We start from the raw sequence: 18,501 nt of genomic DNA on the forward strand, positions 1-18,501 counted from the left end.
TATTGAAATTAATTAGGTGACTGCAAAGGTTTTTGACAGCCACATCGAGAGCGGTAAGAGGCAGGCGATCATCAGGGCGAATGTAAGTGAGCTGAATGTGGCAGACCAGGAAGCGTCCATCAATATCAGGGAGATCACCCCGGCCTTTACGGCATTACCAATATTTTTGCCGATTGGCTCTCTTATAGCTATGAGCAACGGTTTGAATATCATCCAGGTAAAGGGTAAGATGAAAAGCAGTGACCATAGCAGCCGGTTATTAACGTACGAAAAGTAGCTGATAAAGGCGATGACCGCGGCGTACAAAAATGCCGCTACATACAAGTTGTTCCTTTTGCCCCCATGAACTTCGCCACGACTGGTCAGGGTGATTGAGAATATGTAAACCACAGGCACCAATGCTAACATTGACCAATGGTTGAGCACATCCGGTATGATGCTGACTCCGAGCAACAGGTTTAATCCCCGGCACATCCCCATATTAAGCGGCCCGAAAAAGGGATGATGCTTGCCAAACTTGTCGTAGAGCAGCGCGCAGAGCGCGATAGCTGCCGCGAGTATACCAGATGCCGCCGAAAAGAGAAATGCCAATAAAATGCCTGCGCTTAACAACAACATGCCGAGCACTGAAGCTTCCGGTAAACTAACCCTGCCTGAGGGGATAGCCCTTTCAGGCCGTTCAGTCTTATCAGTCTCCACATCGAAAATATCGTTAAAAACAATACCGCCGCCGTAGAGACAAGCTGTGGAAAGGCAAAGGAGGAGGGCCGTTGGCCAGGCTCTTTCCGTTAAAGTACCTGGGGCACTGGCAATAGCGATCCCTGCCAGAATATCTGCGACCGAAGTAACAATATTGGCGGGCCGCATGAGCTGAAGATAAATGTACAGTTTCCTCAAGATCACGATTAGCTAATGATGATGGATGATTTATCGATTCTCGGTTGCTGGCCGCCGCGCAATATACTGTTACCTTCAAATTTTACGCTTTGATCAACGTTCCTGACCGTAGCGAAATCAGTTTCATCGAGCTGTCCGCTTTGGGCAAAAGCGGTAATTGCGTTACCGTAGGTGATCAATTGGATATCTTTGTCACTGATACCGCGTATTTTCATTAGTGCGGCGGTTTTCGGCACAGCCAGGGGATCACTGATGCCCCAATCAGCAGCCGAATTGACCATGATCCGCTCTGGGCCATATTGCCTGGCGATTTCAACCATGCGCTCATTCCCCATTTTGGTGAAGGGGTAAATCGTGAATGCGGCCCAAAAACCCCGGTCAAGGACCTCTTTAACGGTCTCCTCGTTGTTATGATCAATGATGACCTTATAAGGATCGATGCCATGTTCTATCGCGATGTCCATACTACGGCGTGTGCCGTTTTTCTTGTCGCGGTGCGGCGTGTGGACCTGTACCGGCAGGCCGGCTTCCCTGGCCAGTTCCAGTTGCAAGCGGTAATATTTTTCTTCAGCCGCGGTTTGATCGTCGAAACCTATTTCACCGATACCCACAACTCCCTCTTTATAAGCAAACAGCGGAAGTATTTCCATCACCTGTTCTGCAAGGCTTTCATTGTTTGCCTCGCGGGAGTTAAGCCCTATTGTGCAATAATGTTTAATGCCAAACTGCGATGAGCGAAACCTTTCCCAGCCAACCAGGCTGCTGTAATAATCACGAAAGCTGTCAATGCCCGTCCGGGGCTGTCCCAGCCAGAAAGCCGGTTCTATCAGCCCAACTACGCCCGCATCAGCCATAGCCTGGTAGTCATCTGTTGTACGGGATGTCATATGTACATGCGGGTCAAAAAACCGCATACCTTTTACGGCGGTTATGTCAAATGACTCTGGTTTTTCGCCAGGTATTTGCTCTCTGTTTTCAAAATTGCTGCAACACATATCCCAAAATTAATTTTTTGTATCGTTAATAAATTCGTTCCAACTCGTTTTTCTGCCCGCCGCCATCTTTAAAGGATCAACTTTCAACAATTCTTTTGCTGGCTGAAAACTCCTTTCGGCAATAGCTAATGCCACCGCTTCCCTTTCAAGTTCGCTTAAACCCGGTAATCCTTCTCTGATGTCTTGCAGTATCGCTTCATCCATAAAGTGACTTACTAATCGCCATAGCATAGGATCTGTACTCCGGCCGGCTGACCAGCGCTCTCGCGCGTAATCGATCAATGTATGTGCAAGGCCGGCATTGGCACGCTGGTCCAATCCCGTGATCAGTTCCAGCTTTTTTTCGGTGAAAAGTGCCTTTAGCACCATTTGGTTCCAGGCCGGCTCGGGCAGGTTTTCCGCAGGGTAAGGGTTGCGATACATGATCGCTTCGAGCACAACGCCCAGATTACTGCGGTTACCTTCCGTACAGCGTTGTACCCATATCGGGGCGTAAGCAAGCAGAGGCAAAGCCGAATATAAAGCCACCAATTCGTTCATTTCAGCAGCCAAAAATAGGTTTTCGATATTGCGTTGATAACGCTCCTTATCGGTGGTATCAAGCGTTAACAACAGCCATACCCTGGCAAGCCTGTCAACCGACCATCCTGCGATCGAAAAATCTTTACGGATAGCCGATAAATCGGCTTCATTTTCAGGACCGGCATTGACCGGCGCTTTTCCCGTCTTACGCGGCAAAGCAGCGAAGGCAGCGTTAAATGCTGCGGCAGATGCGGCGTGATTCCCCTGGGCCAGCAGCCAGTCTTTGGCATCCGGGCTTACATGTCTTGCAATGAGGTCTGTAAGCAGAGGCTTAAATTTTTCTATATCATAAGTGAACATATCTTCAAATCATCAGGGTTGACCGATCCATGTTGCTCAGGCCGCGATATAATTGATGAGCAATGCGCCGGCAATGATCAGCAGGCCAAAGAACTCTCTCGTTTTTTCTATATAAGGCTTGTCTGCCTGCATCGTTTCTACCAAACTTGGCCTGTTATATTTCGTTATCCAGTCGCGTACACCATCTTTAGAAAAATAAATGGTGCCTGCGTGAACAAGGTATATCGCGATCAGGCATAGATACAACCTCGGATAAACCAGGTGAAAAACTACCAGCCCGCAACATACCGCCGCACTAAGGTAGATTGGTACCCAAAGCCACGGATCGACATCGTTCAGGTTAAGGTAGGCGAAAACCAGGAAAGAGAGACAGAAAATGATATTTATAATAGCAATCATATTGAACAGATCGGAGCCAAGCAAATTAATAAATGTAATGTAATCTAAGGCTCATATATCAATATAAATTTTCTTACGCTTGACAACTTGAAGATGGGCAATGTTTTTGGATTTGCAGCCGGGCGAAAATGCTCACATATAAGAGTTGATGAGTTTTGCAGAGCCGGGGTGCACCGGCCGGAGGTCGTTTTTGTATAAAATAAAGTCTGGTTTAGGTAATTCTGCATCGCTGGCTTTAATTAATTTAGCGTGGCGTATACCTTAATTATTAAATCGCCCTGAAAAACGTTGGGTTTATTATAATACAAAAGGTTTAAACCATCGCTATTTGCCTGAATTGTTACTGTTTGAAAACCCTAATTATGTTTAACCGAAAGACCACGATCAAGGCAGCTTGTTTGCTGCTAACACTATTGAGCCATTCTTTTATGGTAAAGAGCCAGCAAATGAGCGACGCAGAAAGAAAATCAATGGAAAAAGGTAAGGTGTACCCCGCATTAAAGGGTGCAGGGCAGGGTGTATCGGGCCCGGGTTCTAATCTTCCGCCCGAAAAGATGCAATGGTGGGAGGATCAGAAATTTGGGATGTTCATACATTGGGGCTTATATGCAATTCCGGCCACGGGTGAATGGACCATGTTCAATCAAAAGATACCGGCAGAGGAATATGCCAGGTTAGCCGATCAGTTTAACCCAAAACATTTTAGCGCCACAGAATGGGCTAAGGTAGCCAAGGAGGCAGGTATGAAATATATGGTAATGGTTAGCCGCCATCATGATGGCTTTGCCCTTTGGAACAGCCCCTCAAGTTACCGGCATTTTGATAGTTGGGAAACTGCCGCTCACCGTGATTTTGTAAAAGAGTATACTGATGCGTGCCGTAAAGCAGGCCTTTATGTAGGCATTTATTATTCTCCTTTGGATTGGCGTTTTCCTGGTTATTTCGATCCTAAGGGGCTTCCTGACAACGCTGCCTTGCTCAAAAAACAAACATATGGGCAGGTGGAGGAGCTAATGAAGAATTACGGCAAAATAGATATTTTGTGGTACGATGGCGGTTGGCTGGCGCATAAAGGTACCGATGCCGACGCTGCCTGGTTTTGGGAACCATTAAAACTTAATGCTATGGTACGTAGCTACAACCCGGATGTGGTCATTAATCCAAGATCAGGGATGGTGGGAGATTTCCAGACCGACGAAGGTGGCGCGGATGTTAAAGGGCCTATTATTCCCTTCCCATGGGAAAAATGCTTGAACCTTAATGAAACCAGTTGGGGATACAATAAGGCTCAGCGATTGATGCCGCTGAAAAAGATTATAAACATGCTTGTTAATACCGTTGACCGCGGTGGAAATATGTTATTAAATGTTGGGCCGGATCCGGACGGTGTTATTCCCCCTGCTCATGTGGATCGCCTGAGAGAAGTGGGGCAGTGGTTGGCAAAAAATGGCGAGAGCATATATCAAACGCGTCCGGGACCTTTTCAACCTGTTGATGATTTCTACGGGGCCACAAGTAGAGGTGATAAAATATATATCCACGTGCTGAAAATGCCGGCGGGAGATACTGTCATCAAATTACCACCTGTTAAACAAACTATTACACGTTGCAGGGTACTGCATGGTAAAAAAGTTAAATTTCATCAGGATTCAACGGGTATCAGTCTTGACTTAGCCACAGTAAAACTCGATTCAGTGGTAACCACTTTGGAGTTAAAAACAAAAGGTAGCTAACTGTTTCAAATATCCTAAAGTTGAGCTAAAACCGGGGCTGTAAAATAAACTGTGTCAATCCCAGCCCAGCCCCGGCCACCTTGTTAATTTATTGACTATACCGTTGTTGCAAATCAGAAATAGCGTCAAATTCATCAGCGACTTTTGTTATCAGGCTTTCGAATACTTTAAAATATTGTGCGTAGACCTGATGATTTTCGGCGTTTGGCAGATAGGTCTGATGCATGGTTACCGTTTTGGAGGCTTCTTCTAAAGAGGGATAAATGCCCATCTCGGTAGCGCTTAGCAGGAAAGCACCCATGCCGATGCTGTCTGCATGGCTAATTGTGCTGACCGGCTTGTTGAACAGATCTGCGATGATTTGAGCGCAAAACGGTATAGATGCAAAGCTGCCGTTGATAGATAGAGTTTCAATATGCCGATGTGGTTCAAGGGTACGGCCAATACTGTACATCTCATATAAAATGCCCTCTATGGTAGCCCGTATAAAATGTTTACGCTCGTGCCTGATATTAACGCCAAAATAGCATCCCCTGGAATTTGGGTTCCAGATAGGGGCCCGTTCTCCATGCAGGAAGGGAAGGAAGATCAACCCACCAGACCCCACTTCAACACCGGCGGCTTCCTCTATCAACATTTCCATTGATTGATCGATATCAAAAGCTTCGGTAAAATCACCGAATTGTTTAGCAAACCAATTGAATATCACACCGCCATTACTTGTAGGGCCGCCGGTGATGATATGTTTTTCGGTAAGCAGGTAATTGAAAATCTGTTGTTTGGGGTCCTCTATTATTTTATCGCCAATGATCCGGAACGCGCCGCTATCTTCAATGGTAATCGTTGCCATACTGTTTTCCCAGACGCCGGCACCCAGGGTGGCCAGGCATCCGTCGCTTGATCCGATCAGGATTTTAACCGTTGGTGACAGTTTCAAAACCCTCTGGTATTCTTTTTTTAGCGTAACTCCTGAATAAAAAACAGAATGCAGATCCGGAAGCTCCTCTGGTGTGATCCCTGCAAATTCCAGTGCGGCTTCATCCCAGGTTAAATTGTGGATGTTCATTAGCCCGGTTGCAGAGGCTATGCTATAGTCTATCACGCATGCGCCGGTCAGTTGCTGAATGATATAGGTTTTTATAGGCATAAATTTCTTCGCCAGCCTGAACTTTTCAGGGTCGTGATTTTTCATCCATGAAATTTTTATTAGTGACGACATCGGGTGAATGGGTGTTCCGGTGGCTCGGTAAATCTCCTCGCCCAGGCTGCTTTGTTTAAGGTCGGCAGCTTCTTTTTTGCCCCGGTTATCTGCCCAGGTGATAGCATTGCCCAATGGTATTCCTTCCTTATCTACTGCCAGCAAACTATGCATTGACGAGCCAAAGCAAATACAGGTTACAGTATATTTTTTTGGGTAGATCTTTTCAATGAGCAGGTTTTTTAAAATATAGAGCATGGTAATAAACATTTGCTCAGGGTCCTGTTCGCTATGGTCGGGTTGTTCATGAAAGGTGGGATAATGCCCTTCGACGAACTGATTAAGTTACCGGAAAGATCAAAGGCGAAGACCTTTACTGCGTCTGTGCCCATTTCTATGATGATAATACAATTCATGACGTATAACTGATGATCTGGTGTTTTATTTTTTTCTGAACTCGCTTGGGGTGTACCCGGTAAGTTTTTTAAAGGTTGTAGAAAAATGCTGAGACGAATAAAATCCTGTGCTCAGCGCTATGTCGGTAACATTTACCTCGTTTTTTTTAAGCAGTTTGGTAGCTTCGGTTATCCTGATGTTGATTAGGTAATTCAGTGGTGAAAAACCGGAATAGTTTTTTACTTTTTCGGTAAAAGCTGTAGTTCCCATACCTATTAGCGCAGCCATTTCTTCTACCGTCCATTGATGGGCAAGGTTTTGCCGTAATGTTTGCTCCAGCTTCAGGAATGTTTGAGGGAAATCTCTCCTGGAACTGTTTTGCCTGATCAACTGCCTGCTCACCAACACAAAAAGCTCGTCAAGCAGCTGGTTTACACGTGTGTAAAAGCCTACTTCCTCATTTTGTAATTCAAGTTGTAAATTATGCATTAAAACCTGCGCTTCTTTCAGTTTCAAAACAAGCTGTTGCTTATTTACAAGCAAAATCTGGTTGATGGATAGTTTTTCCTTTTTAGTAAGCCCGCTCCATTTGCCCAGCAAAATCTTCCCGCAATCTTCGGCAGAGATCTTTAACCCAAACAGAGCGCCGATATTTAATATTCCGCTTTCGCCGCCAATGCGTTGCCCGGGCAATACTAAGGCAAAATCGCCCGGATATAAGGTATGTTGTTGTAAGTCAATCATCCAACTGAATTTTCCCTCTAAAATATAATACAGGCAAATGCAGTCCGTAACGTTACTGTTAAAGGAGTTGAGTTGGATGGTATTGTTCTTTTTGTGGGTAAACTCCAGAATATGCGGAAAATGCATAAGTTCTTTAGATATGCCCTGCTGAAGTATCAATTGATTCATTCAGTATAATAATTGGTATACGTTGCTGCCACTTCTGTACTTCAACGGTTATCGGGCATCCAACAGTGGGCGCCATTGAAAGCAAGTTTACACATTACAAAACAAAAATTTGTATAAAAACCAACGCTGTTTTTTAATGGTATTTTCCGGGTTAAATATTATGATACTTTGTAAGTATTATAACCAGTTACAACCAAAACCAAAGCCGCTACCCCCCTTAATAGTGTGCGTTTTTAATTTATTACGATGAGAAAATGTTTTCTTCTTTACCGTATTGCGGGCATTGCGTTGCTGCAATGCTGTTTGTTTTTTCATAATGCCTTCGCGCAGCAAATTTCCAGGGACGAGTTACTTTTCCTTACTCCGGAATGGAAAGGTGAGCGCTTTGCCGACGGGCGTCCGAAGGTATCCGACAATATTTTGGCCCGGATGAAGCACGTTAGTATTGAAGAAGCCTGGGCCGTTTTAAAAAACGCAGGCTACGGCTACCAGCTCACCGAAAACTGGCTGGTAATAAACCCGGATAGCGTTTTGGTTGGCCGCGCAGTAACTGCTGTTTTCATGCCCGCCCGCCCGGATGTATGGAAGGCGATTGATGACAGGGGCAAAGCTCAGGGCAAAAAAGGGCAAAACACCTGGCCTGTAGACTTGCTGGTAAAAGGAGATGTATATGTTGCCGATCAGTTTGGTGCGCATAAAAACGGCCCCACCATTGGTGATAATGTGGGTAATGCCATCTACGCAAAAACCGGTAACGGCATAGTTTACAATGGCGCAGTGAGGGATTTGCGCGGGTTGAAAGAAATTGGCGGCTTTACATCCTTTGTTGAAAGTTACGATCCCTCGTACCATAACCCGCCCGGAGACCTGAATACCATGATTGTTGGGATCAATCAGCCTACCAGGATCAAACAGGCCACTGTGATGCCTGGAGACGTGGTTTTAGGTGAGAATGGCGTAGTCATATTTATCCCACCGCACCTTGCCGAGAAAGTGGTAACCACCTCAGAAGTGGTGAGGTTAAGGGATATGTTTGGCCACCTGCGGTTAAAAGAAGGTAAATACACAGCCGGGCAAATAGATGCCCGCTGGAGCGCTGACATTGAAAAAGATTTTTCTGCATGGCTTAACCAGCACATTAATGAATTGCCGGTACCTAAAGAGCAGATTCAAAACATCCTGAAAAACCGGACCTGGTAAACAAATCTACCCTAAATATAAAATATGTCAAACTATCAAAATAGGCGCAGCTTTCTTTCGAAAACTGTATTAGCCGGTGCAGCCGTACTGGCAGCACCATTAAATAAAACATTTGGACAAGGGCTGATAGAAGCCAAAGAACGCACCCCGCAGGCATCATCCCCGTCCGATCTTAAAATTACAGAAGTTAAGTGCGCCTACGCGGGCGGCGGACTTTTTGTAAAAATATATACAAACCAGGGCATCTGGGGTTCGGGCGAAGGTGTTGATGCCATAGCGGGAACGTATTACCTGGTTAAACGGCTGGAATGGATGCTGAAAGGCCGGAGTCCACTAAACCCAAACCGGATAGCCGAGGAGATCAGGAAAGCTCATTTTTTTGCCGGCGCGCAGTCTGGTATGTTTGTCGCAGTGCTTACTGCGGTTGAGGCAGCCCTTTGGGATTTGACAGGCAAAGCTTTGGGCTTGCCCGTATACCAGTTATTAGGTGGCAAATTCCGCGATAAATGCCGTGTTTATTGCGATACGGAATTATACACTGCCACCAACCCGGTGCCCGATGATTATGCAAAGGCTGCCCGTGGCGCGGTTAACCGCGGATATACCGCCGTGAAATTTGATATTGATGATGCCCGCGATCCGAATAAATTCGACCGTTATAACTGGACTGCCAGTAATGCCGAGCTCGACAGGATGTATAATGCCATAGCCGCCGTGCGGAAAGAGGTAGGGCCCAATATTGATATCTGCGTAGATATGCACGGCCGTTACGATGCTACGACTGGCCGTAGGGTTGCAAAAATGATGGAACCTCTTAATTTAATGTGGCTGGAGGAACCAGTACCTGCAGATAATATTGATGTGTACAAAACAATAACCCAGGAAACAAGCACGCCAATTTGTGCCGGAGAAAATTTTTACCTGGCCTATGGTTATACCAGGCTGCTTTCGGAAGCCGGAATTGATATTGTAATGCCCGATCTTCAAAAATGCGGCGGGCTGGGTGAGGGGCAGCGGATAGCTAACCTTGCCAACTTATATTACGTGCCCTTTTCGCCGCACATGGTAGGATCTTTCCTGGGGGCTATGGCAACCGCGCATGTTTGTGCCTCGGTGCCCAATTTTCATATCCTGGAATGGCAAACGTTGAGCGATACCGAGCCAAAATGGAAGGAAATAGTGCACTATGATAAACCCTTTATTGAGAAAGGTTTCCTGGTGTTATCTGATAAGCCCGGAGTAGGTGTTGAGATCAACGAGGAAGGGTTGAAGAAATACGCGATGCCCGGAGTCCCTTTCTTTGCTTGATCAATGCCGGGTATGAAATTTTTTTACAAAGTTACCATCGCGTTAACCATCGCTGCATTGGTTGCGGTATTAATCATGCTTTCTAAAGGTTTGGAGCACACCGGGCCTTATGTACTTACATTTTTTGTACTGCTTGCCATAAGCCTTTGTTCCTCCCCAAAAACCAAAAGTTTTGCATATACGGTACTGATTTTCGGAGCTGCCGCCATGGCGCTTTATTATCCTGAGTTTTTTATCAGTTATGGCAATTTTAAATATGCTACGCTTATTATCCCGCTAATACAGCTCATCATGTTTGGTATGGGCACTTCCATGCATTACCAGGATTTTCTCGGCGTATTAAAATCGCCCGGGGGAATCATCATAGGGGTGGTGAGCCATTTTATTATAATGCCCTTACTTGGCTTCAGTATTGCAACCCTCAGCGTAAAATTAACCGGAATGCCTGCCGAGATAGCAGCTGGTATTATACTAATTGGTTGCTGTCCTAACGGCATGGCATCTAATGTGGTATCCTACCTGGCCAGGGCAAACCTCGCGCTATCGGTTACTATAACCAGCATTTCCACCATGCTATCGCCGGTATTGACACCATTTTTAATGAATTTACTTGCCGGTCCGCTTATTAAAATAGACCCCTGGTTAATGGTGGTGGATATTTTTAAAATGGTCATGATACCTATTGCTTTGGGTGTGCTGTTTTCATCGATAGCTAAAGAACACAGCCGTTGGCTAAAAAGGATAATGCCTTTTATTTCTATGGGCGGTATCATCGGCATTATTATTATTATAACCGCAGCGGGCCGGGATAGCCTGCTTAAAGTGGGTGTACTGCTGGCCGCATTGGTATTGCTGCATAATATAGGAGGCTATTTATTGGGTTTTTGGTCGGCAAAGGCATTGGGGATGGAAGAGCGGGACTGTCGTACTATTGCTATTGAGGTTGGAATGCAAAACGGCGGTATGGCCGCGGGCCTCGCCAAAGGGATGGGCAAAATTGCTACGCTGGGCCTGGCGCCGGTTATCTTTTCAACCTTCATGAATATTACCGGTTCTTTATTGGCTTCTTACTGGCATAAAAGAAAGCCCGGCCCCGCACACGAGGCTACTTTGCAAAATCCTGCTGAAGCTTGAGGTGGAGGGAGCGTTATTTTTTTTGTGTAAAAATCAACGCTGTGTTTTTTTGGAAGCTTAAGCGATTTGCTTTAGCATTCTTTGTACATAACCAAGTAACCGATTTGTTACATTTTTTGATAAAGGAATAACTGCCGCATAAATGCCGGTAGTAATAAATAGCTATGCACATATTTAAAACCAACGAAAAAGTTATTGTGAAATACGCCGGCCTGCTTTACAGTTCGCCGGATTGGACCTGGGACAATTTTATAAACCGCCAGGCATTGCACAGCGAAATTTTAAAAGAGATTCAAAGTATTACAGCCAACCCTTCGCTTGCTTATGATCTGGAAAACATAAGCGCTCCCATTGCCAATCAGGAGATCTGGGCGTCGGGTGTCACTTATCTGCGCAGCATGGATGCCCGGATGGAAGAATCTAAAGATGCCGGTGGAGGTGATTTCTATGCAAGGGTTTACAGCGCCGAACGTCCCGAAATCTTTTTTAAATCTTCGGCATCCCGTGCGGTTGGCCCAGGGGGAGCGTTCGTATCCGGAAAGATTCGAAATGGAACGTTCCTGAGCCAGAATTAGTGCTGTTCATCTGCAGTGCAGGTACTATTGAGGGTTATATGATTGGCAATGATATGTCCTCAAGGGATATCGAAGGAGAAAATCCTTATATCTTCCTCAGGCTAAATCATACGACGGAGCGGCAGCCGTTGGCCCATGCCTTTATGTGCCGGGCACACCTATTTCGGCGGACACCGAAATTCAAATTGAAATAAGGAGAGGTGATGATAAGGTGTTTGCTGATACCATTTTGATCAGCAGAATGAAGCGTACACACCAGGAACTTGCCAATTACCTTTTTATGGAGATGTCATTCCCTGCGGGTGCATACCTCATGACCGGTACCGGTATAGTACCGCCAGATTCTTTCACACTTAACTATGGCGACGTAATAGCTATCACAATAAGTAACATAGGTACGCTTACAAACCAGGTTGGCAAGTAATTGTACCAAGGCAACGATAAATTAAAATATAAAAGAACATAAAATGTCACAGTTCAGAAGTGCTGATTGGTTTGGAAAAACAGGTAAAATGGGGTTTTTATACAGGAGCTGGATGAAAAACCAGGGTATGCCAACCGACCTTTTCGACGGCCGACCTGTTATTGGTATCTGCAATACATGGTCGGAGCTAACTCCTTGCAATGCACATTTGCGAGACCTGGCCGAAGCTGTTAAACGCGGGGTGTATGAAGCCGGCGGTTTCCCGGTGGAATTTCCTATCATGAGTTTGGGCGAAACTTTGCTTAAACCTACAGCTATGCTTTTCCGCAACCTGGCCAGTATGGATGCCGAAGAATCAATACGCGGCAACCCGATAGACGGAGTGGTGCTGTTGACTGGCTGCGACAAAACTACACCATCTACCATGATGGGAGCGGCCAGCGTAGGTCTGCCTACTATCGTAGTTCCGGGCGGACCGATGTTGAACGGTAAATATCGTGGCACTGATATTGGGTCGGGCACAGCAGTATGGAAGCTGACTGATGACCTCAAAACCGGTAAAATAACCAATGACGAATACCTTGCTGCCGAAAGCTGCATGTCGAGAAGTGCAGGCCATTGTATGACAATGGGTACCGCCTCAACAATGGCTTGTATGGTGGAGTCGCTGGGCATGTGCCTTTCACAGGCCGCGGCCACCCCGGCGGTTGATTCAAGGAAAAAAGTGCTGGCGCAGTTATCAGGCAGGCGTATTGTTGAAATGGTAAAAGAAGGTTTGACCATATCCAAAATACTTACCCGTGCCGCTTTCGAAAACGCTATTAAAGTAAATGCGGCAATAGGCGGCTCTACCAATTTCATTATCCATCTTACTGCAATTGCTGGACGTATTGGCGTAGACTTATGCCTCGACGATTTTGACAGGCTGGGCAGCAGAATACCTTTGTTACTCAACCTCATGCCTTCCGGAAAATACCTGATGGAAGATTTCTACTATGCAGGCGGGTTACCGGTGATCTTGAAAGAACTGAGCAATGAGCTGGATATGGGTGCAATAACCGTAACGGGTAAATCGCACGCGGAAAACATCAAAGGCGAGGGTATCTGCTATAATAATGAGGTTATTGCAGCATATAATACCCCAATTATCCCTGAGGCCGGTATAGCCGTTTTAAAAGGGAACCTCGCTGTAAATGGTGCTGTCATCAAGCCTTCGGCAGCAACGCCAGCACTGATGCAGCATACTGGTCGGGCAGTGGTTTTCGAAACTATTGAAGACTATCACGCAAGGGTTGACGACCCGCAACTTGATATTGACGAAACCTGTGTGATGGTGCTTAAAAATGTTGGGCCGGTAGGTTATCCCGGCATGCCCGAAGTTGGCAATATGGTGCTGCCAAAAAAACTGCTGGATAAAGGTATTACAGATATGGTAAGGATCTCTGACGGAAGGATGAGCGGCACCGCATACGGCACAGTTGTGCTCCATATTTCACCGGAATCTGCCATCGGCGGTAACCTGGCACTTGTTGAAAACGGTGATCTGATATGCCTCGATGTACCTGCGAGGAGGATTGACCTGCTTGTAGATGAGGCTGCGTTGGAAAAACGGAGACTATTATGGCAAAAACCTGCTTACCACACCGATAGGGGGTACGTATCCATGTACCAGCGCCACGTGCAGCAGGCTGATAAAGGGGCCGATCTGGATTTCCTGGTTGGGAATTCAGGATCTGTTGTAACCCGCGATTCGCATTAAATTAACCTGATTGTAAATGACAATATTAATACTGATTTTTTGTATTTTATTGCTGGTAGTGCTGATAACATGGGCAAAAGTGAATGCATTTCTTGCCTTTATTATTGTAGCACTGTTGGCGGGCTGCTTTTTCGGCATGCCATTTACAGCGGTTATCGCGTCGGTAAATAAAGGGCTCGGCGACACTTTAGGGTCGGTAGCAATTATTATAGTATTGGGTGTCATGCTGGGTAAATTGGTTGCCGAAAGCGGCGCCGCCCAGCGCATAGCACATTTTATGCACGACTTATTTGGTGCTAAATATGTAAGCTATGCTATGGCCCTTACAGGCTTTATTGTGGGCATCCCTTTGTATTATAATGTCGGGTTTATACTCTTGGTGCCTATCATTTTTTCGGTTGCTTCCAGTTATCGTTTGCCGCTGTTGTATGTAGGTATGCCTATGCTCACGGCGCTATCGGTAATGCACGGCTTTTTACCGCCTCATCCTTCGCCAATGACACTCATCAGCGTTTTTCATGCAGATGTTGTAAAAACATTTGGCTATGGGCTGATCATTGCTATTCCTGCTATAATAATTGCGGGACCGATGTTCTCGGCTACCCTCAAAAAGATAGGACCTAATGGCTTGCAATTTACCCATAGTTCGGCCGCCTTGCCTGTTCATGAACTACCGGGTATTGTTAACAGCATACTGTCATCTCTTTTACCTGTAGTATTGATTTGCCTGGCCCATTTGCTGCCTGTGCTTTTTAGGGATAATCCTTTGATAAAGAGTTTATCTGAATGGCTCGCCGAACCAATTATTGCGATGCTGGTCACCGTAACTGTAAGTACGTATACGCTTGGTTTGCGTAGAGGCAGGTCATTAGCAAAAATAATGGATGGTTATATGGGTGCAGTAAAAGATATAGCCATGGTATTACTCATTATTGGCAGTGCGGGTGCACTGAAGCAGGTCTTTACAGATAGCCACTTAAGTAATACCCTTGCCGGTATGCTGGTCAGCAGCACCATGCATCCCTTGTTGTTGGCGTGGCTGGCAACGGCTTGTTTACGAATTTGCCTCGGCTCGGCCACTGTGGCTGGTGTAACTGCCGCAGGCGTGTTGTTCCCTATAGCTCATCATCCCAGCGTAAATACCAATTTACTGGTGCTGGCTATTGGAGCGGGCAGCCTGTTTGGTTCGCATGTAAACGACACAGCTTTTTGGTTATGCAAAGAATATTTCGGGTTAACGGTAAAGGAAACGCTGCGCTCATGGACGGTAATGGAAAGCCTGGTAGCTGTAATAGGGCTTGCCGGAGTCTTATTATTAGATATTTTATTATAAATAGATTATACCTACAAACTGTATATAAACCAATTTAAAACTAAAACCCTGCATCAACATGAAGAGAAAACAATACTAAAATGAAAAAGCGGCTTTTAAAGTGCCGCACCAAAGAGGCTCTTTCGCAATTACCAATTTTGAGAAAGAAGTTGAAGTAAGATTTGCCAATTTGAATTAACCCTAAAATTGTGGAAAAAGAAATCAAAGTATCAGGAATGATGCTGTTTATTGCAATAAGTGTTCTTTTTACACTTATGATTGCAGGGAATGTGCAGGCGGAAAGCGCCGTCGCAGCCCGAACCAGCCCCGAAGTAGGGTACAAATAGTTACCGGTAAAGTGACCGACGAAAAAGGCGGCCCGCTTATCGGCGTTAGCGTAAGCGAAAAAGGAACAAAAAACGGCGTTTTGACCGACGCAAACGGTAATTACAAACTCCAGGTATCTGCCGATAACGCGGTATTGTTATTCAGCTACGTAGGCTACAATCCAAAAACCGAGCCCCTTAACGGGCGTAGTACGCTGAACGTTACGCTTGAACCAAAATCAACTGCTATCAGTGAGATTGTAGTAACAGCGTTAGGTATAAAGCGCGAGTCTAAAAAATTAGGATATGCGGCAGAAAACGTACGCGTTGGCGAAATAACAACTAACCGTTCAACAAACTTTGTTAACTCCCTTGAGGGAAAAGTTGCCGGTTTAGACATATCTCCTCCGGCAAGTGGCCCGGGCGGCAGCACCAAGATCAGGCTGCGCGGGCAATCTGCGTTCCAGGGAGATAATGCGCCGCTGATCGTATTAAACGGCCTTCCTTTATCACAAAGCCCGTCAAGCACCAACGGTTACACCCAGTCGGTGGATTTGGGCGATAATATGCAGCAGATAAACCCGGATGATATTGAGTCGATGACTGTATTAAAAGGAGCTACAGCCGCGGCACTTTACGGTTCAAGGGCAAGTAACGGCGCGTTGATCATCACTACTAAAAGCGGTAATAAAAATGCTGGTATCGGTATTGAATTTACTTCCAACTTTACTCAAAATCAAGCTCTTGATTTTACCGATTTTCAATATGAGTACGGACAAGGCGAAAATAACGTGCGCCCTAAAACACAGGGCCAGGCGCAAAGTTCAGGCGCATGGAGTTTTGGGGAAAAATTTGATAATGCTCCAACCTTCCAGTTTGATGGCGTACAACGCCCGTATGCGCCTGAAAGAAACCGGATCAGCAAATTTTTCAGACTTGCCAACGCATGGACCAATACTATCGCGTTTTCGGGCGGTAACGATAAAGGCAGCTTCAGGTTTTCTTATTCAAATCAGGATGCGCAAGGCATAATTCCTAATAATGATTATCACAAAAAGATCTTCAATTTGGGGCTCAATTATAATTTTACCCCCAAGTTGTCTGCCCAAATTTATGTGAATTACGACCACGAGAATAATAATAACCCTCCGGTAATTGGTATTCAGGGCTCATCGGTTACTAATTACATGTACCGTTATAGTAACTCGGTTAGTTTGGATGTATTAAAAGCCGCCGCCATTGATGCCAACGGCAACGAAACGCCTACATCTCGTTTCACCACGCTTACCAATCCGTATTGGATTATGCAAAAGCAATTTACAAAGCAAACTAAAGATCATCTTTTAGGTACTGCGACCCTGCGATACCAGTTTTTTGACTGGCTTTATTTACAGGGTCGTGTAAATATGGAATACAGTCCATCTTACTACGAACAAAATTCGCCAACAGGTACTTTAGCAAATGCGGCTGCACCGGTTGGCCTTTATAATGGTAGTTATAACTCAAATGATAATACCTACCGTGCGCTTAACGCCGACTTCTTATTAGGCGGCGGCCACAAATGGGGCCCTTTTTCTTTTGATGCCACGGTAGGAGGAAATACATTCCCCTCCTCATCACAAGGATATACTGTTACCGCCACAAACTTTTACGTAAGGGATTTTTATACCCTCGGAAATGGCGTAACCAATACCTCTGCCTTTGCGGTTTCCAAATCAACGGTGAACTCGCTTTATGGCACCGCCGAGTTTGGCTATAAGTCGTATTTGTTTTTAAATGTAACCGGCCGTAACGACTGGTTCTCGGTGCTAAGCCCCGAACATAACCATTATTTTTATCCATCAGTAAGCGGCAGTTTTGTTTTTTCGGAGTTTTTAAAGAACCCGCCCTCATGGTTAACTTTCGGAAAAATCAGGGCGACCTACGCTAACGTGGGCAGTGCCAACGGTATCAACCCTTACAGCAATTCACTTACCTTTACGCTTTCACAAAATGCGTTCAACGGTGTCCCGCTGGGGAGTATCAGCAATGTTACTACGCCAAACCAGGCAATTAAGCCATACAGCGTAAAAGAAAAAGAAATTGGGCTTGAACTGCGTATGTTCAGCAGTCGTGTAAACCTGGATATTGCCGCATACGATAAGCATACCACTAACCAAATCTTAAGCGTTGCCATCTCCAACGCGTCGGGCTATACTGGCACCATTGTAAACCTTGGCGAGCTGCAAAACCGTGGTATGGAGTTTTTGCTGGAGTTAGTACCTATCAGGAAACCAAATTTTAGCTGGCGTTCAGCGTTTAATACCGCTATAAATACTTCTAAAGTTTTAGCACTGGCTAACGGCCAAAAACAATTAACACTGGGTGCAGGGGAGTTTTTCGGCTCCATTGTTGACCAGGTTGGTCTTCCGTTAAACCAGATCCAGGGTTCAACCTATCGCAGAGATTCCAATGGCAAGATCATCGTATCAGGCGGTAAACCAGTGGCAAGTACATCTCCTGCACTTTTTGGCAGCGCATTGCCTAAAGCTACAGGTGGTTGGGTAAATACATTTACTTACAAAAGGTTTACCCTGATGGCGCATATCGATTATAAAAAAGGTGGTAAAATATTGTCAAGTTCTAACCTGAATTTCCTGAGAGAAGGTTTGTCAAAAGAGTCGCTGGTGGGTAGGGAAGGAGGCGTAAAGTTTGACGCGGTGAATGCTGATGGTACACCTAACACAACAGCAGTAAATGCCGAGGACTTTTATGCCAATTATCGCTCGCAGGGTATCCTGGATCCTTTCGTTTATAAATCGGACTTCATTAAGTTGAGAAACCTTTCAGTTAGCTATGATTTTTCGAAAATGATGAAAACCAAATTTATTAAAGGGCTTGTGCTTTCAGCGGTATGCCACAACGTGCTTATCATTAAAAAATACACACCTAATATCGATCCGGAGGCTATCTCATCAAGTGGTGATATTTTAACCGGTTACGAGCAAAGTTCGCTGCCTACCACGCGGACTTATGGTTTTAACCTAAACGTCAAATTTTAAAAGAGTACGA

At 45.4% G+C, this 18,501-nt stretch carries 16 protein-coding genes; 10 read left to right on the forward strand and 6 right to left on the reverse strand.

What is annotated here, in order from left to right:
* Positions 1-12: 12 nt before the first annotated feature.
* The 4 genes from eboC to DIU38_RS08390 are packed head-to-tail and all read right to left on the reverse strand — an operon-like array spanning position 13 to position 3,173.
* On the reverse strand, positions 13-897 hold the full coding sequence (gene eboC / locus DIU38_RS08375) for a UbiA-like protein EboC (RefSeq protein WP_243771206.1): 885 nt from the start codon (positions 895-897) through the stop codon (positions 13-15).
* Between the two features lie 8 nt (positions 898-905).
* Complete coding sequence (locus tag DIU38_RS08380) at positions 906-1,892, reverse strand: TatD family hydrolase (protein ID WP_112653741.1); 987 nt, start codon at positions 1,890-1,892, stop codon at positions 906-908.
* A 9-nt stretch (positions 1,893-1,901) separates the two neighbouring features.
* Positions 1,902-2,774: an EboA domain-containing protein gene (locus DIU38_RS08385; RefSeq protein WP_208057553.1), complete on the reverse strand. Its 873-nt coding sequence runs from the start codon at positions 2,772-2,774 to the stop codon at positions 1,902-1,904.
* Between the two features lie 36 nt (positions 2,775-2,810).
* The gene (locus DIU38_RS08390) at positions 2,811-3,173 is read right to left on the reverse strand and encodes a transmembrane 220 family protein (RefSeq protein ID WP_112653740.1); all 363 of its coding nucleotides are present in this window, start codon (positions 3,171-3,173) and stop codon (positions 2,811-2,813) included.
* A gap of 362 nt (positions 3,174-3,535) precedes the next feature.
* Between DIU38_RS08390 and DIU38_RS08395 the strand changes: the two genes are divergently transcribed.
* On the forward strand, positions 3,536-4,906 hold the full coding sequence (locus DIU38_RS08395; RefSeq protein ID WP_112653739.1) for an alpha-L-fucosidase: 1,371 nt from the start codon (positions 3,536-3,538) through the stop codon (positions 4,904-4,906).
* 88 nt (positions 4,907-4,994) lie between these two features.
* On the opposite strand, the gene DIU38_RS08400 is transcribed toward DIU38_RS08395, so the two are convergent.
* Both DIU38_RS08400 and DIU38_RS08405 read right to left on the reverse strand, forming a co-directional pair.
* Positions 4,995-6,362, reverse strand: coding sequence for a gluconokinase (locus tag DIU38_RS08400; protein ID WP_208809223.1), 1,368 nt, complete (start codon positions 6,360-6,362; stop codon positions 4,995-4,997).
* A gap of 183 nt (positions 6,363-6,545) precedes the next feature.
* The gene (locus tag DIU38_RS08405; protein WP_112653737.1) at positions 6,546-7,412 is read right to left on the reverse strand and encodes an AraC family transcriptional regulator; all 867 of its coding nucleotides are present in this window, start codon (positions 7,410-7,412) and stop codon (positions 6,546-6,548) included.
* A gap of 246 nt (positions 7,413-7,658) precedes the next feature.
* On the opposite strand from DIU38_RS08405, the gene DIU38_RS08410 reads away from it, so the two are divergent.
* From DIU38_RS08410 to DIU38_RS08440, 9 genes are all read left to right on the forward strand, one after another.
* Positions 7,659-8,612, forward strand: a complete 954-nt coding sequence (locus DIU38_RS08410) for an RraA family protein (RefSeq protein WP_112653736.1) — start codon at positions 7,659-7,661, stop codon at positions 8,610-8,612.
* A 24-nt stretch (positions 8,613-8,636) separates the two neighbouring features.
* On the forward strand, positions 8,637-9,920 hold the full coding sequence (locus DIU38_RS08415) for a mandelate racemase/muconate lactonizing enzyme family protein (protein ID WP_112653735.1): 1,284 nt from the start codon (positions 8,637-8,639) through the stop codon (positions 9,918-9,920).
* A 12-nt stretch (positions 9,921-9,932) separates the two neighbouring features.
* Positions 9,933-11,054, forward strand: a complete 1,122-nt coding sequence (locus tag DIU38_RS08420) for a bile acid:sodium symporter family protein (protein WP_112653782.1) — start codon at positions 9,933-9,935, stop codon at positions 11,052-11,054.
* Between the two features lie 164 nt (positions 11,055-11,218).
* Positions 11,219-11,629, forward strand: coding sequence for a hypothetical protein (locus DIU38_RS33890; RefSeq protein WP_244311272.1), 411 nt, complete (start codon positions 11,219-11,221; stop codon positions 11,627-11,629).
* A 145-nt stretch (positions 11,630-11,774) separates the two neighbouring features.
* A complete protein-coding gene (locus tag DIU38_RS33895) occupies positions 11,775-12,053 on the forward strand; it encodes a fumarylacetoacetate hydrolase family protein (RefSeq protein ID WP_244311273.1) in 279 nt (92 codons plus the stop codon).
* A gap of 43 nt (positions 12,054-12,096) precedes the next feature.
* Complete coding sequence (locus DIU38_RS08430) at positions 12,097-13,812, forward strand: IlvD/Edd family dehydratase (protein ID WP_112653733.1); 1,716 nt, start codon at positions 12,097-12,099, stop codon at positions 13,810-13,812.
* A 16-nt stretch (positions 13,813-13,828) separates the two neighbouring features.
* Entirely contained in the window at positions 13,829-15,145 is a 1,317-nt protein-coding gene (locus tag DIU38_RS08435; RefSeq protein ID WP_112653732.1) for a gluconate:H+ symporter, read from the forward strand.
* A 188-nt stretch (positions 15,146-15,333) separates the two neighbouring features.
* Positions 15,334-15,471, forward strand: coding sequence for a hypothetical protein (locus tag DIU38_RS32965; RefSeq protein WP_167516116.1), 138 nt, complete (start codon positions 15,334-15,336; stop codon positions 15,469-15,471).
* Between the two features lie 11 nt (positions 15,472-15,482).
* Positions 15,483-18,491, forward strand: coding sequence for a SusC/RagA family TonB-linked outer membrane protein (locus DIU38_RS08440; RefSeq protein WP_167516117.1), 3,009 nt, complete (start codon positions 15,483-15,485; stop codon positions 18,489-18,491).
* Positions 18,492-18,501: the final 10 nt, after the last annotated feature.

This window comes from Mucilaginibacter metallidurans (genome assembly GCF_003286435.2).
GTDB classification, from domain to species: Bacteria; Bacteroidota; Bacteroidia; order Sphingobacteriales; family Sphingobacteriaceae; genus Mucilaginibacter; species Mucilaginibacter gossypii.